This window comes from Arthrobacter sp. LAPM80 (assembly GCF_046736435.1).
Lineage (GTDB): Bacteria > Actinomycetota > Actinomycetes > Actinomycetales > Micrococcaceae > Specibacter.
Map to the genome: position 1 here is coordinate 152,740 of NZ_JBCHVD010000006.1, position 25,435 is coordinate 178,174.

Genomic DNA, 25,435 nt, shown 5'->3' on the forward strand with positions numbered 1-25,435 from the left:
CTGGGAAACTATTGCGTTTCCATATCACCGATCCTATGCTTGATACATGAGTATTCGGGAGGATTTCCCCGGGGACCGGGCTGGCGGGGCCACACAGGATGTGGCCGCGATCCTCGCCGGAATTGCTCTTCCCACCATTGAACCCTTCGGGTCTGACAGTCCCGTTTTGGCCGGCGTTCCTCCGTATATCGTGCCCGCCGTGCCGGGGGTGGTGACGCGGCTGGAAGTGGCCCGGTCAGTGTATGACGCAGGAATTGCCGCCTTGACTGTCTTGAAGCGGCTTGAGGACGCGATGGCTGCGTGCAAAGCGGAGCTGGCCGCAAGGGTGATGGGTGCTGCGGTGCTCGAAGCGGCTGAGGTGGAGCTGAATGCGTGGCAGGGCAGCGTTGCAGAGACTAGTGCCGCCAGCAATATTGCGGTGGCACTACAGATCCCGGAACTTACCGCTTCAGCACTGGCACACCACAGCGTGGACCTCATCAGGAACCACCCGGACACCTTGGCCGCACTAAAGAGCGGGACACTCACCTGGCCGCATGCGTGCATCGTCCTCAATGAGATCGGCACGCTGCAGGAAACCCCGGGCGTCTCCGTTGAGCAGTTGGCTTCCTTTGAGGAACTGTTGCTGCGACTGGCTGTGCGGACTACGGCGTCGGCGTTTTCAGGCAAGGCACGGCGGGCCCGTGAATCCATGTTTCCGGCCTCGATTTCCACCCGCACCAGGCAGGCCTTCGCGAAAAGGAAGATGGTCCATGAGCCCGGCAGGGACAACATGTCCTGGCTGACCCTGCATCTGCCGTCCCTGGCAGCCGAGTCGATCATGACCCGGTGCACCAGGATCGCGCGTGCGGTCAAGGAAGACGCCCGCAATCAGCAGCTGAACACCACCGCTGACGGGGGCGGAGGTGCCACCGCTGACGGCGGCGGCGAGTTTCGGACGCTGGCGCAGCTGCGCGTCGACATCGCCGCGATCCTTCTCATGGGCCTGGATCTGCCCGTCAATAGCTATTCCACCGCCGAGCGCGCCTCTGGCACCGGCACCAACACTGGCACCGGCACAGACAGCACCCCCGGATTTCCTTTCGGTGGGGCATCGGCATTTGGCGTGGTGTTGATTGATCAGGAACCGGTGTGGGCCCACAAACTTCCGGACCGGCCGACAGGACCGCCACACACCCCGACCACAGCTTCCACAATGACATTCACATCCACAGGTGAAGCCGATCCCGCGGGTTTCGAAACTGAGTCCACCGACGGCCAACACCCTCCCGGAGCGCTGACCTCCGGCACGGCTCCGCCTCGCCTGGTCGTTTCAGGTGAACACATCGCGCACCAGGACATCGCCATGGAGGATGATCCTGTGGCGGGATTGGTACTCGGCGACGGTTCCGGGTACGCCGATGGGCTGGTCGACGGCATCGAGGAGAACCCGATGCAGGAATACCTGGACCAGTTGGAGCTGTTGCGCCTGGGTGCGGTGGTGTCAGGGCCGCCACTGCCGCAGGCCGAAGTCCTGCTCAAGGTCCCGTTCCTGGGATTGCTGGGCGTCACCGATGAACCCGCCGAACTCGTCGGCACCGCCGCAGGTCCTGTGCCGGAAGAGATCGCCCGGAAGCTTCTGGCCGGATCGGCCACGTTCCTGCGGGTATTGACGGACCCTGTCACCGGAGAGCCCCTGCCCCTGAACCCGCAACGCTACACACTGCGGGAGGCGGAGCGCGCCGTGCTTCAGGCAATCGCAGGTGCCTGCTACGTGCCGAACTGCCCCAATCCCGTGACTGACACGGATCTCGACCACCTGCGGGCCTTTGAATTCGGCGGACCCTCGACCCTGGAGAATCTGCGTCCGGCGTGCGCCAAGCATCATCTGCTGAAGCACTTCAAGGATGACAAGGACAGGAACGGGAACTACCGGCGCATCCGTGAGCCCCAGCGGTCGGACATCCAGCTGCGAGGATGGACGCCGAAACCATTGGCGGACGGTCGAGTCGGGTGGATTACACCCACCGGAGCGTACGAACCTCCCCCCTACGCCGAGCCGCAACGCACTATGTATCCCAAATGGCTGAAGAAGCGGTTGAACAAGGCACTCCGCCAGACCGCGCCCAGCGCTGACACCATCATGTTCAGCCTCTTGGAAGAGCGCATCATCAGCTACGTCAACCAGCACGGCAAAAACAGCGACCCGCCTTGCTGAGGAGCCAGGCAAACGCATGTGACCCAGCGCTTCAAATGACCCAGCGCTTCAAATGCACCCAGGGCGGCCTTTGCGCCAGAACCGGCATAAACCGTCCGTCCGGATTGATCGGGCCCCGGCCATTGGTGCACCTCGCATCACCGGGAAGGACCGGAGCAGCAGGTGTCAGCGGCACGGCCGGAATAGCTTGCATCGGGGAAATGGAAGGATCAGTTGGGATTGTTGGTCACAACGCCACTGGTTATGATGTTTCCCTTGGCGTCGAAGGACAGCTCGGCTGCGGGAGTGAAGCCGGTTCCCTTGCGCACCACGGCCTACCGGCCGAAACACTGCCGGCACCCATCTCCAAGGAGGGTGGGGGCATTTTTGGATCAATGCTGGGAGCGGAGGGATCGGCCCAGGCCAGGTCAACACACGCATCCTGGCAGCGATCAGCGGACGCGAACCAGCGGGAGCAAGATTGCCCGCAGGATAAAAAACCAGTTTCCGTGAGAACAATCTTCGTGCCCTCGGCAACAGCACCCGTCAATGTAGTCTGGCCATCAGCAGCAAAACCGTCACAGAAGGAGCCCACCCAGGGGCAGTGGTTTCCGGTGCAGTCACGGTCAGGACCGCAACCGGAACAACCGGAACAGCGGAACAGCGAAGGAAACGGCAAAAGTTACCGGGTCAAAGACTGTCCCTGCTCGGTAGAAATCGGCAAGAGTCAGCGCTACAGCTGCGGAAAGCGCAGTGCGATTCATCTGCCCGTCGCCGACGAAGGCACCAGAACCCAGGGTGGCGACGTCGACGGCGTCGTAGTTAATGGTGCCTACGCCACTGGCGCGCCGAGGAATTGGCCCTGCGATGGGCCGCGGCTACCAGCTCGGGATCGACGTCATGGCCCATCTATGAGCGGTAGGACCGATGTGCTCCCCCGCCGTTAGGCGGATCCGGGCGCATTTAATAATGCCCGGAATAGCCCGGCCCCGGCCTAGACTTTCCCTGTGACCACAGAGCAGAAAACCAGACCCCGGGCCACGCCAACACCAGCGCCGGCCGGCCACCACCGACTGGCCGATTTCCGGCGCGCAACCACCACGCCATTGGCTGTTTCCGGCGTCGTGGGCGCCCTGGCATTCGTTGTCTATTCGCTGTTCTCGTGGCTCCAGTGGCAAAGTTTCACCATCCGCTCCTGGGACTTGGGCATCTTCACCCAACTGGCCAAGGATTACGCTCATTTCCAGCCGCCCATCGTCAGCCTCAAGGGGCAGGGCTACAACCTTCTCGGCGACCATTTCCACCCGCTTCTTGTCCTGCTGGCGCCGTTTTACCGCCTGTTCCCCAGCGCCTACACCCTGCTCGTGGTGCAAAACATGCTGCTGGCCATTTCGGTGGTTGTGGTCTGCCACCTTGCCATCAAGCGCCTCGGCACCATCACAGGCGCCTGCATCGGCGTTGGCTACGCGCTGAGCTGGGGCCTGCAATCCGCCATAGAATCGCAGTTCCACGAGGTCGCCTTTGCCGTGCCGTTGCTGGCCCTGGTTCTGGTTGCCCTGCTCGAGGAGCGTTGGCGGTCGGCCTGGATTTGGGCCTCGTTGCTTGTTTTCGTTAAGGAAGACCTCGGCCTGACAGTGTTTGTCATCGGCCTGGTCATGGCCTGGCGCGCCCGGACCGCGGCGGGCCTGTGGCTCTCAGTCTGGGGTGTCGGCTGGTTCGTCCTGGCCACGAAGGTCATTTTGCCGGCGATGAACCCGGGAGACACATGGGCCTACCAAAGCCAGCTCAACATCAGCGGGCTGCTCAGCGATCCGGGATCACTCTTCCAGGCCGACAAGGTCACCACCGTGCTCCTGCTGGCGGCAATCACCGCAGGCTTGTGCCTGTTCTCGCCGCTGACACTGATCGTCCTGCCCACGCTGGCGTGGCGTTTTCTCTCCGAGCTGCCCGTGTACTGGGGCCAGGAATGGCAGTACAGCGCGGTGCTCATGCCAGTGGTTTTCTGCGCCACCATCGATGCACTGTCCCGGCGCAAGGTCCTGAACTCCGAGCGGCTCAGGCTGCTCCTGGGCACCACCATCTTGCTGATTTCGGTGGTGTTGACCAGCCAGTACGCCTTTGACAAGCTGGGCGACCCGGGAAAGAGCTTCCCGCTCACTAGCGTGGAATCCGCTAAAAACGCCTTGGCCGCCGTGCCCGACGGCGTCACGGTGGAAACCGACATCTCCCTCATGAGCTACCTTGTCGACCGCACCGAGGTGTACTGGATCGGCAACAAGAACCCTGCGCCCCAATACGTTCTGATCGACGTTTCCGGCCGCCAGGGCGCATCCCCCACCAGCGCTGCCGCCGAGGCCGAGCAGCGCTTCCCCGGCTCCCGCTTCGTCACAGTCTTCGCCGACACCCGCTACCAGGTCGCCAAGCGCCAGTAGCCAAGGCGCCCCTTACCCAACCCCCCGCCTGGGGAAAGAACGACGCCGGCACTTATGGGCCGCCGTCGTTCTTTACTCAAGCGTGCGGCTAGGCAGCCAATGCGGCCTTGCGGGCGGCCTCCAGGTCAACGAACACCGCACGGTTGAGCTCGAACGACTCGGCGGCGAAGTCAAGGATCGCGTTCTTCTGGGCGCGGCTGAAGTCCGTGGTGTCCAGGAGCTCGCGGTAGGCGTCCTTGTACGGCTTGGGTTTGGCAATCCCGTCAAAGGCGTAGAAGTTCAGGCCCTCGTCGGCAATGCCGTAGTGGCGCTGCACCATGCGGGCAATGATCATGCCGCCGGAGAGGTCGCCCATGTAGCGCACGTAGTGGTGGGCCAGCAGGAACTCGATGGACTCCCGTCCCAGCGTGAGGAGTGCGTCGGCGTAGGCCGTCGTGGCGGGCACAATGACAATGCGTCCCTCGGCGAGCTGCTCTTCCCAGTCAGCGCCGTGATGGTAGGCCATGTCCGCTTCGAGGGCAGCAACTCGTGCCAGCTTGGGATCAATGAACGCACCGAGCTGGGGGTGGTCGACGTGGGCGGCCAAGGCTGTCTCCAGGGCTCGGTAGATGACCAGGCTCTGGTCAAGCAGGGCCACCATTGCCGCGACGTCAAGGGTCCCGCCCATCAGCTCGGCCACGAACGCGGCGTCCTCGGCGGCCATGTGGGCTGCTGCGGTGTGGGTCTTGAGCTCCTGCGACAGGGCGGCGGGCGCCTTGGGCAGTGCGGATGCAACGGCAGGTGCTGACATGACTGACTCCGTGATTAGGTAATGATAACCTTAGCTAATCAAAGTTGGTGACACTGTGTCAAGATCTTAATGACACACTGTCACTGATTTCGGTCACATTCTTGTTCGCTTATTCCACGCCCTTGATCCTCACGACAAAGACGGCGCCGAGCAGGCCGATGATGGCCGCGGCCACGTAGAGCGTCACGTAGCCTCCAAGGATGGTGACAAGGGGCCATGCAATGACAGGAGCGATGACCTGCGGCAGCGAGTTCGCCACGTTGATCACCCCCATGTCCTTGCCCCGGCTGGCCGCGGACGGCAGCACCTGGGTGAGTAGGGCAAAATCAACGGCTAGGTAGACGCCGTAGCCGGTGCCAAGGACGGCTGCACCAATCAGTGAACCCGTCCAAGTGGGGAAGAAGGCCAGGATCAGTGCGGCGATGGCAATGATGATGGATGAGGCAATGACAAACGGCTTGCGCTTGCCAACCTTGTCCGTCCACAGTCCACCGATGACGGCCGTGACAAGCGTCAGGACGGCATATATCCCGGTGAGGATCAGGACCCCGAATTCAGGATTGGCATAGCCCACGGCGTCCGTGAGGAAGAACAGCAGGTACAGGGTCACCATGTGGTTGCCCACGTTGACAAGAAAACGGGTGATCCAGGCCCACCCGAAATCGGGGTAGCGCCTGGGCGAGATCCAAAATCCCATGGCAAAGTTGCGCCAGGTGAAGGCCGCCTTGTCCCGTGGACTAAGCACGGGGTCGTTAGCAAGGAAAAGGTAGGGCACCATGCCGGCCAGCAATGCCACGGCGCAGATGATGAAGCCAAGGGCGAAGTTGCCGGCCACTGCGGCACCGATGGCCGCACCCACAAGGATTCCTACCGTGGTGCCCATGGAGGCAAGCCCGCCAACGCGTCCGCGCTGGCGCACGGGAACCTGGTCGGGAATGGCGGCCGTGGTGGCTGCGAGCGCCCCGTTGCAACCGAATTGGACTAGGCACCACAGCAGGGTCATGGCGGCCACTCCCGGTGCGCCGGCCAGGCCGACAAGCCCGATGGCTCCCAGCAGCGCCCCGATGAAAACCCAGGGAACCCGGCGGCCAAACCTCGACGTCGTCCTGTCACTGAAGGTGCCAAACAGCGGGTTGGCCACAAGGGACACCGCGGCACCTGCGCCGGTGACGAGGGCCAGGATACCTTCCTTGTCGGCCGCACTGAAGGCTGCGGCCTGTTGTCCAAGCAAGACCTGGATGGGGCCGAAGAAGGCGGCATTGATGCCGATGTTGATCACGACAATGGACGTGGTCCACCGGTTGCGGACATTGGCTGTTGGTTCGGCCAGGGCGCGGTTGTCCGCTTGTTGCGGGGCGTAGCCGCCACTCTCGTTTCGCCTCACGATGGCTTCCGTCTTCCCCGGTAGTTATGCTGCTGTCGTCTACTTTTGCTCCAGCTTACGCGCTAGCACACGCCCGTTTCCGGGAGTCGCGGATGCGCTCAATGATGCGGAGCCCGGCCACTGAATCCGCCGGATCCACGGGAACGGGCGCCCCTTTCAAAATTGCGTCGGCAAGCAGCACATAGAAGGTCGTGAAGTTTCCCGGTTCGGTTGGCACGGCGGTGGTGCTTCCGTCCCTGCCCAGGGCACCCCAGCTTTCCTGCGGATCAATGCCATAGCCCGGATTTCCGGGCAGGATGCCGGCCTGGATCTGACTTTCCTGGATGTCGGCACCTTCCTTCACATAGGCCGCCTTCGACCCCAGGACACGAAGCCTTGGGCCCTTTTGGGCGGCACTGAGATTCATCCACAGGTGTGAAATGACGCCATTGGCGTGTTCAAGAGCCACGAAGACGTCGTCCTCGGCCGGCTCCACCGGGCGGCGGGCCGCGAGTTCTCCATAAACGCCCCTGACGGGGCCGAACAGCTGCAGCGCCTGGTCGATCAGGTGCGTGCCAAGGTCGAAAAGCAGCCCGCCGCCGTCGGCCGCACCTGATTGGGCCTTCCACTCCTTTGTGATGGCAGGCTGCCAGCGTTCAAGCCTCGACTCAAAGCGGCGCACCTCCCCCAGGGAGCCTTCGGCCAACAATTTTTGCAGGGTCAGGTACTCCCCATCCCACCGCCGGTTTTGGTAAGTGGTCAGGATCTGCCCGCGCTCCTTGGCCAGCGCAATCAGGGCATCCCCCTCGGAGCTTGTGAGCGTGAATGGTTTGTCCACGACCACGGCACACCCCGCCTCCAATGCGTCTGTTGCGAGGCCGACGTGCGTGGCCGGCGGTGTTGCCACGACCACGAGGTCTATGTTTCCCATAATTCCCGTGCCGCCACCGGCACAGCTGTCCGCCCCGCCCCGGGCCCATTCCTCACGGCTGAGCACCCTGGCACCCGGATGGTCGGTCCGTGCCGCGGCCTGCCGCTGCGGATCCGATGTCACGATGACATCCAGGGAGAACTTGTCAACGGAGGTCAGTGACGGGGCGTGAAAAAAGCTCCCCGCGTGGCCGTAGCCCATGAGTGCAGTGCGGATTTCTTGTGCCATGGGTCATACCCTACAGGCCGCGCTACTATGTGTTCCATGACATTAGACGCCACCAAGGTCACGTCCCCGCTCGCGCCAGGGGAGCAGGCAGCCTTGGCGCGCACCCTTGCAGGCAGCAGCGACGTGACCGTCTTCGTTGATGGCACCGCCCACCGCCTTGACGACGGCGCCCGCGGGGCAGTGCTCGACCTCCTGCACCGGCTCTCCCGCGGCGATGCGGTGACGGTGTCAAGCGTCGCCGACCTTCTCACCACATCTCAGGCAGCCGAGCTGGCCGGAATATCACACACGTTCCTGCGCAATCTCACCGACAGGGGTGAGATTGCCGTCCAATACCGCGGCTCCCACAGGCGCATCAGCCGCCGGGACATCATGGCCTGGCTTGCGTCACAAAAACTTGCGTCACAAAAACTGGCATCACAAAAGCTGGGCGAATAGTCCTGCTGCCCCGTCCGCCCTGCTAGGGTCAGCCCCATGGACGATGTCTTGGGGAAATTTTTCACCGATTTCAACGAAGTTGCGGACCTGGCCAGGCAGGCGTCCACCGCCGTGCCCGACGGCACGCGGCTGCTGCGGGACCTGGAGCGCCACCTTGGCACCCCCGCGGCCGGGCTGAGCGTTGTGGTGGAGGATTTTCCGGCCCACCGCCTGGTCGATCTTGATATTTTGCTTGCCGAAATGGCGGCAGAGGACCCGGGTAGCCGGCTGGTGGGAATCGGCGGCGGCGACCAGCGCAACCACATGTCCTTGAGCGACATGATCCAGCAATCGCTGATCTGGGCCCAATTTCCGCTGTCCCAGCCCGACTACAGCAATGTTGCCGTCGGCCCCGACGAACAGCGACAGGTGGTTTCCCTCGGGCTGCGGCTGTTCAGCCGCGCAGGCTCCCCCGCAGCGGTGATGCAGCGCGCGGCGAACCCGCAATTCGGCCGACAGCAGGCCACCCTTGAGGTTCTCACGGCTGAGCCCGAAACTGCCGCCGCACTGCTGACGGAACTGCGCGAAGGCATGGAGACACGCAGCGTATTCAAGGGCCAGGTCATATCCCTTGCTGTCAGCGACTACGGGCCAAGCGTGGGCGGGGTGGCCTTCCATGCACGGCCGGACCTTGGCAGCGGTGATGTCATCCTGCCCGACGGCGTCCTGGCGCGGGTCGAGGCGCACACCCTGGGGATCGGGCGGAACGCGGCCGCCCTCATGGCCCACGGCCAACACCTCAAACGCGGACTTCTTCTCTACGGCCCGCCCGGCACGGGAAAAACACACACTGTGCGGTACCTGCTCAGCCGCAGCGAAGGCACCACCGCCGTACTCCTGTCCGGTGCTTCCCTGGCCCGGATATCCGAGGCGGCCAAGCTGGCCCGTGCGCTTGCTCCCTCGATGATCGTCTTGGAGGACTGCGACCTGATCGCCGAGGACAGAAGTTTCAGCTACGGTCCGCAACCGCTGCTCTTCGAGGTCCTTGATGCCATGGACGGCCTCGCCAACGACGCCGACGTGGCCTTTGTCCTGACAACAAACCGCGTGGACATGCTTGAACGTGCCCTGGCGCAGCGGCCCGGGCGCGTCGATTTGGCCGTGGAGATTCCACTGCCCTCCCTTCATGAGCGTGAGGGACTGCTGCGCCTCTACTCGCAGGGGATCGGTTTCTCCCCCGATGCGTTGGCAGCGGCAGCGGCACAGACCGCAGGGACAACGGCGTCGTTCACCAAGGAGCTCGTCCGCCGGGCGGTGCTCGCCGCATCCCTGACAGGCCAGTCCCCCGGGGACGGGCACCTCAGCCGTGCCGCAAGCGAGCTTATGGCCGACGGCGCGGCACTGACCCGCAGCCTGCTGGGCAGCGGACCGGCGGGCCGTGGATCGGCGGGCAGCAACAGTGAATTTGGCAATCATCCAGGCAACGATTTTGGCGAGGAAGTACCATCATGATCATCGGTGTTCCCGAAGAAGTGAAGAACAATGAATTTCGCGTGTCCATGACGGCCCCCGGGGTGCATGAGCTGGTCCGCAACGGCCACACCGTGCTGGTCCAAAACGGTGCGGGTGTGGGCTCGGGCATCACCGACGTCGAATATGTGGCGGCGGGCGCGGAGATCGTGGTTGACGCCGCGGAACTGTGGGCGCGCTCCGACATGGTGGTCAAGGTCAAGGAACCTGTCAGCAGCGAGTACGTGCACTTTCGCAAGGGGCTGGTGCTGTTTACCTACCTGCACCTCGCCGCGGAGCCCGAGCTGACCCACGCCCTGCTCACTTCCGGCGTCACCGCCATTGCCTATGAGACGGTGCAGCTTGGAAACACCCTTCCGCTGCTGGCGCCGATGTCTGCCGTTGCGGGGCGCCTGTCGGTGCAGGTTGGCGCGCAGTACCTGACGGCCCCGTTCGGCGGCAAGGGCATGCTCCTGGGCGGTGTCCCCGGGGTTCGGCCTGCCAATGTGGCCATCCTCGGCGCCGGGGTTTCCGGCACGCACGCCGCAGCCATGGCCATCGGTGCCGGAGCCGACGTGACAATCATGGACATCAACATCGCCCGCCTGCAGGAACTCGACGACCACTATCAGGGCCGGTTGAAGACCGTGGCTTCGAACGCCTTCGAGATCGAGCGGTCGCTGGTGCAGGCAGACCTGGTCATCGGATCGGTGCTCATTCCCGGCGCCAAGACCCCCAAGCTTGTCAGCAACGAACTGGTGTCCCGGATGTTGCCTGGCTCGGTTTTGGTGGACATTGCAGTTGACCAGGGCGGCTGTTTTGCCGATACGCACCCTACAACGCACGCAGATCCAACGTTCAAGGTCCACAACTCGCTGTTTTACTGTGTGGCGAACATGCCCGGCGCCGTCCCCAACACATCAACCTACGCGCTGACCAATGTCACCCTGCGCTACACGCTGGCCTTGGCCAGCCTTGGCGTCCGCGGGGCACTTGGCTCCGATCCCGTCCTGCTGGCCGGACTGAACGTTGCGGGCGGATCGGTCACGCACCATTCGGTGGCGACGGCGCACGGCCTGGTGCTGTCCCACGACTGGAAGTCGCTGATTTAGTCAGTTTTCGCGTCCGCACCGATCAGCAGCGAAAGCAATCCACGGCCTGACAGCAGCGAATCGTGGGCCTGCGCTCGGGTCCGTCGTCGGCGCCGAAGGTGTCGGGTGCGCATTCGTCGGCGGATGCACAGCGAGAGCGCACCATGTAATCCTGCACCAGGCGCCCGGCATAGGCGGTAATGATTGTGCCAGCCTTCGTAGCAATCATGGCCGGAATGCGGTACTGCCAGCGGAGCCCTTTCTGCGTTACCCAATTCGACGACGTTTCCGGGGGAATTCATGGACATGACCCCGCCCGGGCAGTAGCGTCACTGGTGAAGGGCGCTGCCCGTCAAATCGACCCGAACGGCCGCCGGCACGCCTCAGCCACGAACAGTCAAGGAGCTTTGATGAGCAGCCATGTCACGTCCGCGGACGGAACCCGCATCGCGTACGACTCCCAGGGCGCAGGTCCCGTCGTGCTACTGGTTGGGGGCGCAATGCAGTTCCGTGCGTTCGATTCAGCAACATCAGCAATGGCCGCACTGTTGGCGGCCGAGGGTTTTACGGTGATCAATTTCGATAGGCGGGGTCGCGGCGAAAGCGCCATCGCGCCGTCGTTCACCCTGGCCGACACCATTGAGGATCTCCGCGCCCTCATCGCCACTGCCGGGGGCCCCGTAACGTTGGTGGGAAACTCATCAGGGGGCGCCATCAGCCTCGCAGCAGCCGCTGCGGGGCTCGGGATTTCGGGCCTCGTGCTCTTTGAGGTGCCACTGGGCGAAGAGCTGGGCACCGACGGCGCCGAATTTTTGGCCGGGCTGCGCGAAAGGATTGCCAGCGGCACGCCCGATGAAACCATCGAGTACTTCATGAAGGACATGCCTCCGGAATGGCTGGACGGGGCCCGCCACAGCCCCGGCTGGCCCGTCATGACGTCCATGGGGCCGTCACTTGAGCCGGATTCTCAGTCGCTGGCCTGGGCCCAGTCCGCCCCGCGCGCCGAGCTCTTTTCCGCCATCAGTGCGCGAACGCTTGCCCTGGTGGGCGAACAAACCGAGCCCATCATGACCCCCGCCGCCGAATCCATCGCCGCGAACATCCCCGGGGCCAAGTTTGAGCGGATCCCGGCCGCCAACCACAGCTGGGAACCGGCTGTCCTGGCGGAGCGGATTGCCCGGTTCCTGAAGGACACACCTGCGGAAACATCCTCCCAGTGACGGCGTGGCCGCTGCACGGCAGGCCGCGGCTGAGCAATGCGTCGCAGAAGTCAGGATGTGGCAGTGTCCTCCATTGGGAGATCCGGCAGCCTCGCCATCAACGGGAAACCGTTGAGTAGGGCGCTGAACCCGCAATGGCAGGCGCTTGCTAAAAAACTTTTGATGCCTATTTAGCAACAATGGTTATATCCTGAGCACGTGAATACTCAAGCCTCCGACGCCAACGCCGCCGCAGAAGTCCTGTCAGAAGAAGCAGTCGATGCCCTCTCCCGGGCCCACTCCGCCTCGCCCGAAACCGGCAGCCACAGGCACGAAGCCCTGTTGTCGGCCCGGGCCGCGAACATCAAGCAGTCGGCGGTGCGTGATGTTTTCGATATTTCCATGCAGCCCGGTCTCGTTTCGCTTGCCGGCGGCAACCCGTACCTACAGTCGCTGCCGCTGGAGCGCCTAGCCGCCACTGCCGCATCAATCATTGCCGACCACGGCCTTGAGGCGCTGCAATATGGCGGCGGGCAGGGCACGCTTGAGCTGCGCACCCAGATTTGCGAGGTCATGGCAGCTGAAGGCATCCTCGACGCCGATCCGGAAAATGTGGTCATCACGGCCGGGTCCCAATCGGCACAGGACGTTGCCGCAAAGGTCTTTTGCGACCCGGGCGACGTCATCCTTCTCGAAGACCCCACCTACGTAGGGGCCTTGAATACGTTTGAGGCGTTCGAGGTCGATGTCCAGGCTGTCGCCGGCGACGAGCACGGCATCATCCCGTCAGCACTGCGGGAGCGCATCGCCGACCTGCAGGGCCAGGGCAGGCGCATCAAGCTGTTGTACACAATCCCCAACTTCAACAACCCCTCCGGCGTGATGCTGGCACCCGAGCGCCGCCAGGAAATCGTCGACATATGCCGCGATGCGAATATTATGGTGCTTGAAGACAACCCCTACGGCCTGTTGAAGTTCGACGGCGTCCTGCCGGCACCCCTGCGCGCGGCAAACCCCGATGACGTGCTGTACTTGGGGTCATTTTCGAAGATCTTCGCCCCCGGGCTCCGCATTGGCTGGGCGCTGGTCCCGGCACATCTCAAGCAGCGCTACTACCTGGCCAGCGAGGCCGTCACACTGTGCCCACCCACGTTCAACCAGCTGCTTGTCAGCGCGTACCTGCGCGACTACGACTGGCGCGGCCAGATCGACACTTACCGCGCCCTCTACGCCGAGCGCTGCGCGGCACTACTGTCGGCGCTGGAGGAATTCATGCCCGCAGGGGTCACCTGGACCCGACCCGAAGGTGGCTTCTTTGTGTGGCTGACACTTCCTGAGGGCATCGACACCTACCCGCTGCTGCACAAGGGAATTGATGCGGGGGTTGTCTTCATTCCGGGTGCGGCCTTCTCCAGCCACCAACGCCCCAGCAACAAGTTGCGCCTTGCCTTCAGCGCCGTTCCGCCGGAAACCCTGCACGAAGGCGTCAGACGGTTGGCGCCGGTGCTGGCGGAGGCCATCACGGTAAAATAGGCTGGGCCGCCGGGCGCCTGTGCTTCCCTAACCCGGCTGAAACGGCGTCGGTGGAAATCTTCCGGCGCAGCTGGTCCTGGAGCATGGCCGACTTGATGGCCGGCGCCAGGATGGCGCCCATATGCTGGGCAAGGTACGTTTCGCCTGCGACATTGGGATGCTCGAGGTCGCTGCTGAGGAACTGTGCTGCGGTTCCCTGGAACCAGCCAAGGGCAACGGGGTCAACAAAACGGGCGCCAATGGCGGCCCCCTGCTGGGACACGACCTGGCGGATCTCCCCCAGCGTTTCACCGGGGTCCCCGGATTCGGAGGTCGGCCCGACCACAATGACAGTTGCATGGGGGGCGAGTTCCTTGACCCGTGCCAGCGTCGCCTGCGCCGCTGCGGCCAGGCCGGGGTCCCCGGTGTCGTTGTCGGATCCAAACAGCACCACCACCTGGGACTGTGAATTGACGATCCTGTTCACGAGGTCCTCAAACACGTCGCCCAGCTCACCCGGCTGGACGTAGCCTGCCCCGTTCTCTGAGGCGTTCGTGATGTCGGCCTTCAGGCCCATGTTCTTGACAAGCGCCTGCGCCTGCCCCGGCCAGGTGTCCCCGGGCGTCCTGAAGCCCGTGCTCAGCGAATCGCCAATGACATCGACCTGGACGGATTTGACGGCCCCCCACGGCGGAACGTCGGCGTAGGCGACGGCAGCCAGTCCCACGACCGCAAGCACCACCACAAAACCGGCCAGTACCGCCCGGCCCTGCCAGGCAACGATCCGGGCAAGCGACAGGGCACCTCCCCGGCGCAATCTGGAATGCGCCGAAGGGTCCTTCCCTGATAAAGGGTTGCCTCTCATGGTTCCAGAATGCGGCGGCTGTTTGCGGTGCTGCCGGACGTGCGCTGGATGTTTGCTGTGAAACCGCCGCCATCCAGCAGATCCTGCCAGTTCAGTCCAGCAGGAGTGCGGGTTCCTCCATGATGGCGGCGACGTCGGCCATGAAACGCGCCGACAGGTCGCCGTCGACCACACGGTGGTCGAACGAGCCGCCCAACGTGGTGATCCAACGCGGGACAACCTCGCCATCGACAACCCACGGCTTTTGCTTGATGGTTCCGAAGGCCACGATGGCCACTTCGCCGGGGTTGATGATCGGCGTGCCGGTGTCGATGCCCAGGACGCCGATGTTGGTGATGGTCAGCGATCCGCCCTGCATGTCTGCCGGTCGGGTCTTGCCCGCACGCGCGGTGGCGGCAAGCTCGTTCAGCGCAAGGGCCAGTTCCTTCAGGGACAGGTCCTGCGCGTCCTTGATGTTCGGCACCATGAGCCCGCGCGGGGTAGCGGCGGCAATGCCGAGGTTCATGAAGTGCTTGACGATGATCTCATCGCCAGCCCACGTCGCATTGACCGATGGGTTGCGTGCCGCGGCCCAGATGACGGCCCTGGCCAGGATCAGCAGCGGTGAGACCTTGATGCCCTCAAAGTCGCGCGATGCCTTCAACCGCTTGACGAATTCCATGGTGCGCGAGGCGTCCACGTCGACAAAGATGCTTACATGGGGTGCCGAGAACGCGCTGTCAACCATGGCCTTTGCCGTCGCCTTGCGCACGCCCTTGACCTTGATGCGCTCAATGCGGGGGTCATCGAGGATGGCAGTGCCGGCCGACGGCGTCCAGAACGATCCTGCCCGCCCGGTCTCGGCGGTGCGCTGGTCCTGGTAGCTGAACAGGTCCTTCTTGGTGACCTCGCCGCGCACACCTGTCGCGGGAACGTCATTGAGGTCGATGCCAAGGTCCTTCGCGGCCTTGCGGACAGGCGGCTTGGCCAGGACGCGGTTCGATTTGGCCGTCACGGGCACCGCAACGTTCGACGCCGGGACCGGGGCGGGGGACGTCGCTGCGGCAGGCACGGCGGATGCCGCCGCAATCCGCGGGCGGCGCCTGACGGCGTCGGCTTTGGGTCCGGAACCGACAAGCGGCTTTAACTCCGGCTCATCGGGCTCGGACTGTGCAGCAACAGACGACGCAGCAACGGACGGTGCGGCAACGGACGGTGCGGCAACGGACGGTGCGGCAGCGGGTGCAGCAACGGCTTCGGCAGGCGAGACCGGGGCGGAAACCTCTGAACCAATGGCGATGATGGGCGTGCCAACATCCACTGTTTCGCCCTCGGCGACCATCAGCTGGGCCACGATTCCCGCGTAGGGCGAGGGGAGCTCAACGATGGACTTGGCTGTTTCAATCTCCACAATGACGTCGTTGACGGCAACGACGTCGCCTTCCTTGACTTTCCAGGAGACAATTTCGGCTTCGAGCAGGCCTTCGCCCACGTCGGGGAGGTTGAAAAGTGACGGCTTAGACATGGTGCGGCCTTCCTAGAATGCGAAGGCGCGGTCCAACGCCTCAAGCATGCGGTCAATGTCCGGCAGGTAGTGTTCTTCAACGCGCGCCACGGGGTAGGGCATGTGGAAGCCGCCGACGCGGATGGCGGGGGCTTCGAGCGAGTAGAAGCACCGTTCGCTGATGCGTGCGGCGATTTCGCCGCCGATGCCGCCAAAGGTGGGTGCTTCGTGGGCCACCACCAGCCGGCCTGTCTTGTTGACCGATGCTTCAACAGTGTCAAAGTCGATCGGGGAGATGGAACGCAGGTCGATGACCTCAACGCTGTGCCCGTCCTCGGCCGCGGCATTGGCGGCGGCCAGGGCAACGGGAACCAGGGGGCCGTAGGCCACAAGGGTGGCGTCGGTGCCTTGGCGCACAACGTGGGCCCTGAACGGGTCGCCGGGTGAGTTCTCGGTGTCGACCTCGCCCTTGAGCCAGTAGCGGCGCTTGGGTTCAAAGAAGATCACCGGATCCTTGCACTCGACGGCCTGCTGGATCATCCAGTAGGCGTCGTTGGCGTTGGAGGGGGTGATGATGCGCAGCCCTGCCGTATGGGCAAACAGCGCCTCGGGCGATTCGGAGTGGTGCTCGATCGAGCCAATGCCGCCGCCGTAAGGGATGCGGATGACGACAGGGGCGCTCAGCTGGCCGTCGGAACGGGTGTGGATCTTCGCCAACTGCGTGGTGATCTGGTTGAAGGCCGGGAACACAAAGCCGTCGAACTGGATCTCGCAGATGGGCCTGTGGCCGCGCAGGGCCATGCCAAGGGCCGTGCCGACAATGCCCGACTCGGCCAAGGGGGTGTCCATGACGCGGTGGGCGCCGAATTCCTTCTTCAGCCCCTCGGTGACGCGGTAGACGCCGCCGAGTGAACCAATGTCTTCACCCATGAGGAAGCTCTTGGGGTCCTTGGCCAGCGTGGCACGCAGGCCTTCGTTGATGGCCTTGGCAATGGTCATCGTGGTCATGCGGCACCGCCCTGCGTGTTGGAATTCTGTGGTGCGGCGTCGGCGAAGGACGCCTCGTAATTTTCAAACCAGGCGAGCTCTTCGGCCACCAGCGGGTGTGCCTGGGCGTAGACCGTGGCAAACTTTTGGCGGATGTCGGCCCCACCCAGCGCGAGCGTTGCCTTGCGGACGTGGGCGGCCAGCTCGTCGCCGTCGTTCTTGACTTGTTCAAAGAAGGCGTCATCGGCAAGGTTCTCGGCGCGCAGGTAGGTTTCCATGCGCGCCAGCGGGTCCTTGGCCTTCCAGGCTTCCTCTTCGGCGTTCAGGCGGTACTTGGTGGGGTCATCGGCCGTGGTGTGCGCGCCGATCCTGTAGGTGGAGGCCTCAATCAGCACCGGCCCGTGGCCATCGCGTGCATGGTCAAGCGCCCATTTGGACACGGCGTACACGGCAAGGACGTCGTTTCCGTCAACGCGGATGCCCGGAATTCCGTACCCGCCGGCGCGGTTGACAAGCGGAACCCTTGATTGGACCTCGAAGGGTACGGAAATGGCCCAGTTATTGTTCTGACAGAAGAATACGACGGGCGCGTCGAAGGAGGCTGCGAAGATCATCGACTCGTGAACGTCGCCCTCGCTGCTTGATCCGTCACCGAAGTAGGCCACGACGGCGGCCGGTTCCGTTGCGGGGTCGGCAGCCAGGTCGCGGGAGATGCCCATGGCGTAGCCGACGGCGTGCGGTGTCTGGGCTGCCAGCACCAGCGTGTAGAGGTGGAAGTTCTTCTCGCGGGGGTCCCAGCCGCCATTGGTGACACCGCGGAACAGTTTCAGCAGGTCGGCCAGGTCAAGTCCGCGGGTCAGGGCCACGCCGTGTTCGCGGTAGGTGGGGAACGCGTAGTCGGCCTTGTTCATGGCGCGGCCGGAGCCGATCTGGGCCGCTTCCTGGCCGACGACAGGGACCCAGAGGGCCAGTTCACCCTGGCGCTGGAGGGCGGTTGCCTCGGTGTCGAAGCGGCGCACGGTGGCCATGTCACGGTAAAAACCGCGCAGGACATCCGGGTCCAGCGCCTCAATGTAGGGGCTGAAGGTCGCATCGTGGCGGGGCTCCCCGTGCTCGTCAAGGAGCTGGACGGCCTCGTCCGGGCCTACGGCGTTCTCTTGCAGCACGCCGGCGGACTCCCCCGCCTGCGGGCGCACTGGTGCGTCCGAAGCTGTGCTGGCTGAATCACTGGCAGCCTGATGGGCGGCGCCCATGCTGTCTCCTCGTCTGCCGATTCCCAGGGGCATCATGCGCCCTGTCCCGACTCGCTGGTATCGATATATGCCCCTTCGGGAATACGTTCCCGAAAGCGCATATATATACGTTTTCGATTTACAACTGTAGCGGTACAGATAGGCAAACCATGCCTCCGTTAACCGCTAGGAACGCCGTGGCTGTTTTGTATAGGCCGCACAGATTTCAAGGAATCGCGTATTTGCCTCAACTTCGCCGATGCTGACGCGCACGCCCTCATCGCCGAAGGCCCGCACCGAAAGGGCATGCTCAAGGGTCAAAGCCGCAAACTCCTGCGTGTTCGGGCCAAGTTCAAGCCAGACGAAGTTTCCCTGGGCGTCCGGGACGTCCCAGCCCAGGTCCTTGAGCCCGGCCACGACCCGTGAGCGCTCATCCACCAGGCTTTGTACTCTTTCCACAACCTGGCTGTAGTTTTCAAGCGATGCAACGGCGGCCTTTTCGGCGATGCCCGACACAGCGAACGGCGTTGCCGCTGCGCGCAGGTACTGCGTGACCTCCGGCTGCGAAATGGAATAACCGACACGCAGGCCGGCCAGTCCATGCGCTTTCGAGAATGTCCGCAGCACCATGACGTTGGGGTACCTGCGGTACAGCTCGACGCCGTCCACGGCATCGTCGGCACGGACAAATTCCTGGTACGCCTCGTCAATGACGATCACCACATTGGAGGGGACGCGGCGGATGAAGTCCTCGGTTTCCTGCGAGCGCAGTGCCGGCCCCGTAGGGTTGTTCGGGGTGCACAGAAGGACAACCTTTGTGTGTTCGGTGACTGCCTCTGCCATGGCGTCAAGGTCGTGGGTTCCGTCGGCGCGCACCGGGACCTGGACACTCTTTGCGCCGGCCAGGCCGATGCAGATGGGGTAGGCCTCAAAGGAACGCCATGCGTAAAGAACCTCGTCCTGGGCGCCGTCCTCGTTCTGGCCGGAGAATGCGGCAAGGATCTGGTTCAGCGCGCCCAGGCTTCCGGCACCCGTGACGATGTCCTCGGCTGGGACGTCAAGGAAGTCTGACAGTGCGTTGCGCAGGAGGGTGGAGCTGGTGTCGGGGTAGCGGTGGACTTCGAGTCCGCTGCGCAGCAGCTCCAGGACGGCAGGAACCGGTCCAAGCGGGTTCTCATTGGACGCGAGCTTAAAGCTTTCAAGACCAAGCACGGCCGCCGGCGGCTTCCCCGCCGCGTATTTGGGCAGTCGGCCCACAACGGGGCGTGGCTGAACGCCGGAAGGTGCTGTGTTCTTTGTCTCGGTCATGTCACTAGCTTATGACAGTGCCGGCACACCAGCTTGCGGTCAGCGGACTGTGGAATCATGAACCCATGCAAAGATTCATCCTTCAAGTAGTGATCAATGCCCTTGGCCTGTGGATTGCCAGCTGGATCCTCCCGGGGATGAATATTGCCTCCACCACGATTGTTGCCAACAACGTCGGCGGCACCGAGGGCAGCGCGAACACCATCAACACCGTCCTGGCGTACTTGTTCATCGGGCTGGTCTTTGGTGTGGTCAACGCCCTGGTCAAGCCGGTGGTGAAGCTTTTGAGCCTGCCCGTGACGTTTTTGACCCTTGGCCTGTTCACCATTGTCATCAACGCCGCCATGCTGTGGCTGACCGCTTGGGTCACTTCCTTCACGCCTGCGCACCTTACGATTGATGATTTCTTCTGGACCGCGATTTTCGCCGCCTTGATCATCAGCCTGGTTTCCTTGGTGGTCGGCAACCTGGGCAAGTCCGGCTCACGCCGCTAGCGAGCACCGGGTCTGGGCCTGTCCCTGGCGTTGGCGGGTTTGTTGTCTGTGGCTTTGCCGCTGGCGGGCTTGTTGACTGCGGGCTTGTCGTCGACGTCGCGGCCCTGATAAACCCATTTGGTCCCGCCGACGGCCACCCCCGCGGCGCCAACCCCCAGAAGTGACCTGAGAGCCCGACCTGAAGCGGCAACGGACGGTTCCTCACTCTGGTCAAGCGCCGCGGCATCCCCCAGGTAGTTCTCCAGGGAGTGCGCCTCCCCCAAAGAAGCGCCCAAGCCGCCACCTTCAGCCATGGGTGGCCGGTGCGAGGTGGCTGTCACCCAGTTCCTAGAAGGTGCCGGCGGCCCGTAGTCCGCGGCTGTGACAATGTCGTTCTCATTTTGCAGGTCAATCACGGGGATGTCATCACCCACACCGGAATTCTTCGCCGGCGATCCGGCAATGACGATCATTTTCACGTTCACATCGGCCAGGAATGCCGGGTTGGCCGCTGCTGTAGCGGCCTGGATGCCGCCACCACTGTGTCCTGTCAGCAGCACATCCTCGCCGGGCAGCGCGCCCGATGCCTTGAGGGCTTCCCTGATCAATTGCTGCACAACCACCTCGTGCTGTTTGAACTCTTGCTGGCGGGCCGCCGTGAGTCCTTCCATGTTGCCCTCCATGTCAAAGGGGTTTGAACTGTCGACCGTGGACCAGTCCTCCGTCCCCGGCAGGTGCACCACCCAGACGTTTGTTCCGTCCGGCCGCACGATCCGCACGACCCCGATGGAACCGGGCGGGTATTTGTAGGCGTCGTTGCTGCCGCTCAGGACGCCCCGAATGCCCGCTTCGATGGTCCACGGTTGACCACCTGATGGGATCGCCTGCCCCGGCTGGTGGTACGGCGCAATGGACGGCTCCCATTCCGCAGCCGGCACCTGCCGCACAGCCAGGTGTCCGGGACGGGCCAGCCCTGTTGCATCGAAGAATTTCCGGAGGACGAACGCCGTACGGATGCCGTCAGCACCGGCATCCCTCCTGCCCGGTTCGGAGAGCAGGTACATCATCGCCACTCCAGGGCCCATGGCACCGGCCGCATAGGCACCGCCCTGGTTGAGAATTTGCTCCACGGCATCCCGCAACCCGTCCCGTTTGGCGGTGTTCAGCCACCCGACGAGATCGGCCCCGAGTTTCAAGGGGAACAGCGGTCCCCACCTCCATGCGCCAAGGCCGTCTCCCAGCGCCTTCATGCGGCCGGCTCTGCCCACAGCGTTCATGGTGCGCACCTCCGTATCGGCATAGTTGGCTGCCGCCTGCGTGGCCTGGGCGGCGAGCGCCATGATTCCGCCTTGCAGGCCAAGGCACTGCCACCAGGCATCCCGCATGGCCGCCAAACTTCCATGCGGTTGGACGGCCGCGCCTGTTGTCGCTTCGCCCAGCCACAGCCATTCAGACCTCAGCCTGTCCGCAAGCAGGTCAAGGAGCTGCGCGATCCTGTGCAGCGCGGTGCCGGCACCGGTGATTTCCGCAACGGTAAAGCTCGCGGAACCGAACCCGCCCGTGAAGTCGAACGTCGTTCCATCCCCTGATTGATCCACCATGTCGAACCCTCCAATCCCAGCTAAAACTGCTGCCAGGCCCTGCCCATCCCCAACGCGCCGCCCCAGCCCGGACCAATGCCCGGATTCTCCCGCCACGTAGCGCCGGCGCCCCCGGAGGGATCGGCTGCAGCACGCAGATACATGCAGTACCCGGTCAGTGCATCAACGGCAGCCTCAACCTGCCGCCGGGTCGACGTGAAGGCAGCATCCTCCTCGGCCAGGGATGTGCGGAACGCGGCGGCAGCGGCCGAATTCCAATCGACGCTGTCAAGACGCCGCAGGTCCCCCTGCAATGCTTGAAGTTCCTGGGCAACCCCCGCCAGCCGCTGGGCCACAACTGACACGGCGTCGGCGGGCGGCCCAGCCGCGGCGCCGAGCCCAACACCTGCGCTTCCCGGCGGCCCCGTGGCAAACATTCCCAACTGCTCCATCGACCCCTCCTGTCCGTGCGGGCCTGATCTGTGAAGGCAGCCCCAGACCCCTGCACCCTGCAAATCAACCCCGCCACCATGGCCAGCATAGAAAGCCCCGACTTGCCGCACCAGCGGAACCGCCCAGATTGTTGATTTCCCTGCGTCCTGCCCCGGCTGTGGAGGAATCGGCGGTTCATGGAAGAATTGGGCCATGTCTGATTCCGCTAACGCCACTGCCCGCATCCCTTCCGGCCGCAAGTCCCTGGCCGCTTCATCCGAGCGCATCGCCCTGGGCCCGCTTGACGGTCGTTACTCGGGCGCTGTCGCGCCGCTGGTCGACTACCTGTCCGAGGCCGCCCTGAACCGTGACCGCGTTGCCGTCGAGGTCGAGTGGTTCATCCACCTGACAAGCAACAACGTCCTGCCCGGCACGGAGCCCCTGACTGCCGAGCAGCAGGCCGGCCTGCGCGCCATCGTGACCGAGTTCGATGCCGCATCCGTGCAGGAGCTGGCCGACATTGAAAAGGTCACCGTCCACGACGTCAAGGCCGTGGAGTACTTCATCGGAGACCGCCTTGCCGCCCTGGACCTGGAGCGCCTGAAGCCGCTTGTCCACTTCGGTTGCACCAGCGAAGATATCAACAACCTCTCCTACGCCGTGGGCGTCAAGGGTGCCGTCGAGGATGCGTGGCTGCCGGCAGCACGCACGCTCGTTGCAAAGATTACTGAAATGGCGCAGGAAAACCGTGCCGTGCCGATGCTCTCCCGCACGCACGGCCAGCCCGCGACGCCCACCACCTTGGGCAAGGAACTGGCAGTTACGGCGCACCGCCTGACCCGCCAGCTTGACCGCATCGCCAAGACCGAGTTCCTGGGCAAGATCAACGGCGCCACCGGCACCTACTCCGCCCACTACGCCTCCGTACCGGAAGCCAACTGGGAAGACGTCGCCAAGTCCTTCGTTGAGGCCCTGGGCCTGACCTGGAACCCGCTGACCACACAGATCGAATCCCACGACTGGCAGGCCGAGCTGTACGCCGACATGGCACGCTTCAACCGCATCCTGCACAACCTGTGCACCGACGTGTGGAGCTACATCTCCATCGGCTACTTCGCGCAGATCCCGGTTCCGGGCGCCACGGGTTCCTCGACCATGCCGCACAAGGTCAACCCGATCCGCTTCGAAAACGCCGAAGCCAACCTTGAACTCTCCAACGCCCTGCTTGACACCCTGGGTGCAACCCTGGTCACCAGCCGCTGGCAGCGCGACCTCACCGACTCCTCCAGCCAGCGCAACATCGGCGTGGCGTTCGGCCACTCGCTGCTGGCCATCAACAACGTCCTGGGCGGCCTGGGCCGTCTGGACACCGCCGAGGCCGTGCTGGCCGACGATCTCGACCACAACTGGGAGGTACTCGCCGAGGCCATTCAGATGGTCATGCGCGCCGAGGCCATCGCCGGCGTCGAGGGCATGGAAGACCCCTACGAGCGCCTCAAGGACCTGACCCGTGGCCACCGCGTGGATGCAGCCCGCATGCAGGAGTTCGTCTCGGGCCTTGGCCTGTCGGCAGGTGCGCAGGACCGCCTGCTGGCCCTGACCCCTGGCAAGTACATCGGCATCGCCGAGTCCCTGGTGGACCACCTGAAGTAGCAGGTCCCTCTCCCTGGGCATCGCTCGGAGAAAGTTCAAAACCGGCACCCAAGTTTGCGATCAACCGCTCACTTGGGTGCCGGTTTCGTTTGTCTTGCCTTGCCGCCGGGCGTCCGATTGCCTATTCTATTGACCGAAATGCCCAGGGATAAATACCGTCAAGCTGGCTGCGAGCGCTGGTCCGAAAGCAAGAATGGCGACCACAATTGCCGCCATCCCGCCCCAGCCCCACATCCTCCGGCGTGACCGCGCTTTTTCCACAGCCTGCTCGATGCCCTTGAAATCGGCCATCAACGTGTCGGTGTTTTGCTCCGCAGCCGGTTCCTTGTGCCACAGCTCGGGGTGCTGGGCGAGATCCGCCAAAGTGGCCAGATCGTCCGGCGAGAGCATCACGGGTCGGCGTTTGAACCAGCGCAGGAGCGTCTTGCTGTCCAATACTTCCACCGTGTCGGGCTTCTTCTTGATGTTCAGTTTGGATGCACCCACCAAAACGATCATCGTTGTCACGTCCACCGGATGCCCTACGGCCTGGCTCAAAAACTTTGCCGCGCGTTTGCCTTCAGACACGGAATTGCGAATGTGCGGCTCCTTGGAACCGTTGACCATCAGTGTGCCGCCCGCCACCCACACGTCCTTCTTCTTGTGGTGTTTCGTGTTCAAGGTAAAGACACCCGGAGGGCCAATCACCACATGGTCAATGTCGGAACTGCCGGCGCCCACGGGAACTGCGTGCAGGACTGTGTAGTCCGGGCCGAGCCGGGCGAGGATCCGGCCCACCTCGATCTCACCGAGTGCGCCTGCGAACCACGCCTGAGCCTCCTTAGACACCGGGTCGACGCCAAAGAGGCGGCCTAGGAAATTCTGGGGCGTCCTCTGTCCCTGGATCCGCAGCAGTTCGGTGATCACCGACTGTCCGGGCACCCGCTCCCGCAGGCTTGCCCCTGATGCCGGAGCGCCGACGTTTTGTTCCATGCTGTGCTCTCCCCCAAATGGTGGGCCCGATGCCAGAAAACAGGCGGAGCCGGTGTGCATTGCTGCACCGAACCTTACGTCACCACGGGGATTGATTCCCCAATTCCCCGGTTCGTGACGCCGCCGCAGGAGCCCGGACGGATAGGAAAGGCAGGGGACGGCGGGTCTTTTAGTAGTTGGGGGCCAACCACGCATCAAACTGTTCCCGTTCAACGTCGCGCCGCCACCGCCAGAGCTTGCACGGTTGGGTGGAGCCCAAGCGCACCTCAAGACAATCCGGCACCTCAACGGGAATGCCGCAATCAGGGCAGCGGTCGGCCTCCCAAATGGCATCGTTGACAACCACCCCACGTTGGAGCAGCTGGCAGTCACCGAAGATTCCCATTTCCGAAAGCCGGCGGCCCAAATTTGTGGCCCGCGGTGCGTTGAATTTTCGGTAGGCGGCCGTCATGGCGAACCCGGAGGTTTCCAGCAGGGGCATGGCTCGCATGAGAAAACAGATCATGCATTCATTTCGATACGGCACCATGAACGACTCTGTCATTTCCCTGAATTGGCGCCGAATGTCAGCTTCGGGCCCGTCGCTCCCTGCACCGTTGCATTGTTCCATGGGATTTCCTTTCCACGCCTCCAAACTCCCAGTTCCCGGACCGGCGTAAAAGGGCTGGACCGCGTTTTGTGGATGACACCGAACGCCGCTGCTCCGTGGGAGGAATGAATGCCGCACCACTGGTCCCGTGTGGGACACACCATGGCTGTGTTCCCGCCAACAAATCGGGACTACTGGGCCCTGTTACCGAGT

At 63.7% G+C, this 25,435-nt stretch carries 21 protein-coding genes; 9 read left to right on the top strand and 12 right to left on the bottom strand.

The genetic code is table 11. From position 1 onward, the window contains the following. Positions 1-46 precede the first annotated feature (46 nt). Together AAGW05_RS08520 and AAGW05_RS08525 are read left to right on the top strand one after the other, a co-directional pair. Positions 47-2,197, top strand: coding sequence for an HNH endonuclease signature motif containing protein (locus AAGW05_RS08520; RefSeq protein ID WP_411804075.1), 2,151 nt, complete (start codon positions 47-49; stop codon positions 2,195-2,197). A gap of 986 nt (positions 2,198-3,183) precedes the next feature. After that, complete coding sequence (locus AAGW05_RS08525) at positions 3,184-4,608, top strand: DUF2079 domain-containing protein (protein WP_411804076.1); 1,425 nt, start codon at positions 3,184-3,186, stop codon at positions 4,606-4,608. An 88-nt stretch (positions 4,609-4,696) separates the two neighbouring features. Here AAGW05_RS08525 and AAGW05_RS08530 read toward each other — a convergent pair whose 3' ends face one another. From AAGW05_RS08530 to AAGW05_RS08540, 3 genes are all read right to left on the bottom strand, one after another. Beyond that, positions 4,697-5,398 carry a heme oxygenase (biliverdin-producing) gene (locus AAGW05_RS08530; protein ID WP_411804077.1) on the bottom strand — a complete coding sequence of 234 codons (702 nt, stop codon included), beginning with the start codon at positions 5,396-5,398 and terminating at the stop codon, positions 4,697-4,699. Between the two features lie 109 nt (positions 5,399-5,507). Next, positions 5,508-6,782, bottom strand: a complete 1,275-nt coding sequence (locus AAGW05_RS08535) for an MFS transporter (RefSeq protein ID WP_411804078.1) — start codon at positions 6,780-6,782, stop codon at positions 5,508-5,510. Positions 6,783-6,837: 55 nt separating this feature from the next. Then, positions 6,838-7,920, bottom strand: coding sequence for a Gfo/Idh/MocA family oxidoreductase (locus AAGW05_RS08540; protein ID WP_411804079.1), 1,083 nt, complete (start codon positions 7,918-7,920; stop codon positions 6,838-6,840). A gap of 36 nt (positions 7,921-7,956) precedes the next feature. Between AAGW05_RS08540 and AAGW05_RS08545 the strand changes: the two genes are divergently transcribed. The 5 genes from AAGW05_RS08545 to AAGW05_RS08565 all read left to right on the top strand — a co-directional run bounded on the left by AAGW05_RS08545 (position 7,957) and on the right by AAGW05_RS08565 (position 13,669). Beyond that, positions 7,957-8,358: a helix-turn-helix domain-containing protein gene (locus AAGW05_RS08545; protein ID WP_411804080.1), complete on the top strand. Its 402-nt coding sequence runs from the start codon at positions 7,957-7,959 to the stop codon at positions 8,356-8,358. Between the two features lie 36 nt (positions 8,359-8,394). Continuing rightward, positions 8,395-9,849, top strand: coding sequence for an ATP-binding protein (locus AAGW05_RS08550; protein WP_411804081.1), 1,455 nt, complete (start codon positions 8,395-8,397; stop codon positions 9,847-9,849). Further along, positions 9,846-10,958, top strand: a complete 1,113-nt coding sequence (ald, locus tag AAGW05_RS08555) for an alanine dehydrogenase (RefSeq protein ID WP_411804082.1) — start codon at positions 9,846-9,848, stop codon at positions 10,956-10,958. Before AAGW05_RS08550 ends, ald begins: the two co-directional genes overlap by 4 nt. A 389-nt stretch (positions 10,959-11,347) precedes the next feature. Further along, positions 11,348-12,157, top strand: a complete 810-nt coding sequence (locus AAGW05_RS08560; protein ID WP_411804083.1) for an alpha/beta fold hydrolase — start codon at positions 11,348-11,350, stop codon at positions 12,155-12,157. 198 nt (positions 12,158-12,355) lie between these two features. Further along, positions 12,356-13,669, top strand: a complete 1,314-nt coding sequence (locus AAGW05_RS08565; protein ID WP_411804084.1) for a PLP-dependent aminotransferase family protein — start codon at positions 12,356-12,358, stop codon at positions 13,667-13,669. Here AAGW05_RS08565 and AAGW05_RS08570 read toward each other — a convergent pair. The 5 genes from AAGW05_RS08570 to AAGW05_RS08590 form a co-directional block, all read right to left on the bottom strand. Further along, a complete protein-coding gene (locus tag AAGW05_RS08570; protein ID WP_411804085.1) occupies positions 13,656-14,513 on the bottom strand; it encodes an SGNH/GDSL hydrolase family protein in 858 nt (285 codons plus the stop codon). The two genes, AAGW05_RS08565 and AAGW05_RS08570, sit on opposite strands and share 14 nt — an antisense overlap. A 91-nt stretch (positions 14,514-14,604) precedes the next feature. Beyond that, positions 14,605-16,017, bottom strand: coding sequence for a dihydrolipoamide acetyltransferase family protein (locus AAGW05_RS08575; RefSeq protein WP_411804086.1), 1,413 nt, complete (start codon positions 16,015-16,017; stop codon positions 14,605-14,607). A 12-nt stretch (positions 16,018-16,029) separates the two neighbouring features. Continuing rightward, on the bottom strand, positions 16,030-17,004 hold the full coding sequence (locus AAGW05_RS08580) for an alpha-ketoacid dehydrogenase subunit beta (protein WP_411804087.1): 975 nt from the start codon (positions 17,002-17,004) through the stop codon (positions 16,030-16,032). After that, entirely contained in the window at positions 17,001-18,236 is a 1,236-nt protein-coding gene (gene pdhA, locus AAGW05_RS08585) for a pyruvate dehydrogenase (acetyl-transferring) E1 component subunit alpha (RefSeq protein ID WP_411804088.1), read from the bottom strand. The genes AAGW05_RS08580 and pdhA overlap by 4 nt, the downstream gene beginning before the upstream one ends. Positions 18,237-18,401: 165 nt before the next feature. After that, positions 18,402-19,523 carry a histidinol-phosphate transaminase gene (locus AAGW05_RS08590; protein WP_411804089.1) on the bottom strand — a complete coding sequence of 374 codons (1,122 nt, stop codon included), beginning with the start codon at positions 19,521-19,523 and terminating at the stop codon, positions 18,402-18,404. A 65-nt stretch (positions 19,524-19,588) separates the two neighbouring features. Here AAGW05_RS08590 and AAGW05_RS08595 point away from each other — a divergent pair, with 65 nt between their 5' ends. Further along, positions 19,589-20,017, top strand: a complete 429-nt coding sequence (locus AAGW05_RS08595; RefSeq protein WP_411804090.1) for a phage holin family protein — start codon at positions 19,589-19,591, stop codon at positions 20,015-20,017. On the opposite strand, the gene AAGW05_RS08600 is transcribed toward AAGW05_RS08595, so the two are convergent. Then, positions 20,014-21,597: a hypothetical protein gene (locus tag AAGW05_RS08600; RefSeq protein WP_411804091.1), complete on the bottom strand. Its 1,584-nt coding sequence runs from the start codon at positions 21,595-21,597 to the stop codon at positions 20,014-20,016. The genes AAGW05_RS08595 and AAGW05_RS08600 overlap by 4 nt on opposite strands. 20 nt (positions 21,598-21,617) lie before the next feature. Further along, a complete protein-coding gene (locus AAGW05_RS08605; protein ID WP_411804092.1) occupies positions 21,618-22,028 on the bottom strand; it encodes a hypothetical protein in 411 nt (136 codons plus the stop codon). Positions 22,029-22,221: 193 nt separating this feature from the next. Between AAGW05_RS08605 and purB the strand changes: the two genes are divergently transcribed. Then, the gene (purB, locus tag AAGW05_RS08610) at positions 22,222-23,661 is read left to right on the top strand and encodes an adenylosuccinate lyase (RefSeq protein ID WP_411804093.1); all 1,440 of its coding nucleotides are present in this window, start codon (positions 22,222-22,224) and stop codon (positions 23,659-23,661) included. Positions 23,662-23,787: 126 nt separating this feature from the next. On the opposite strand, the gene AAGW05_RS08615 is transcribed toward purB, so the two are convergent. Continuing rightward, on the bottom strand, positions 23,788-24,633 hold the full coding sequence (locus AAGW05_RS08615) for a nuclease-related domain-containing protein (protein WP_411804094.1): 846 nt from the start codon (positions 24,631-24,633) through the stop codon (positions 23,788-23,790). Positions 24,634-24,802: 169 nt separating this feature from the next. Beyond that, positions 24,803-25,243: a hypothetical protein gene (locus AAGW05_RS08620; RefSeq protein ID WP_411804095.1), complete on the bottom strand. Its 441-nt coding sequence runs from the start codon at positions 25,241-25,243 to the stop codon at positions 24,803-24,805. Positions 25,244-25,435 lie beyond the last annotated feature (192 nt).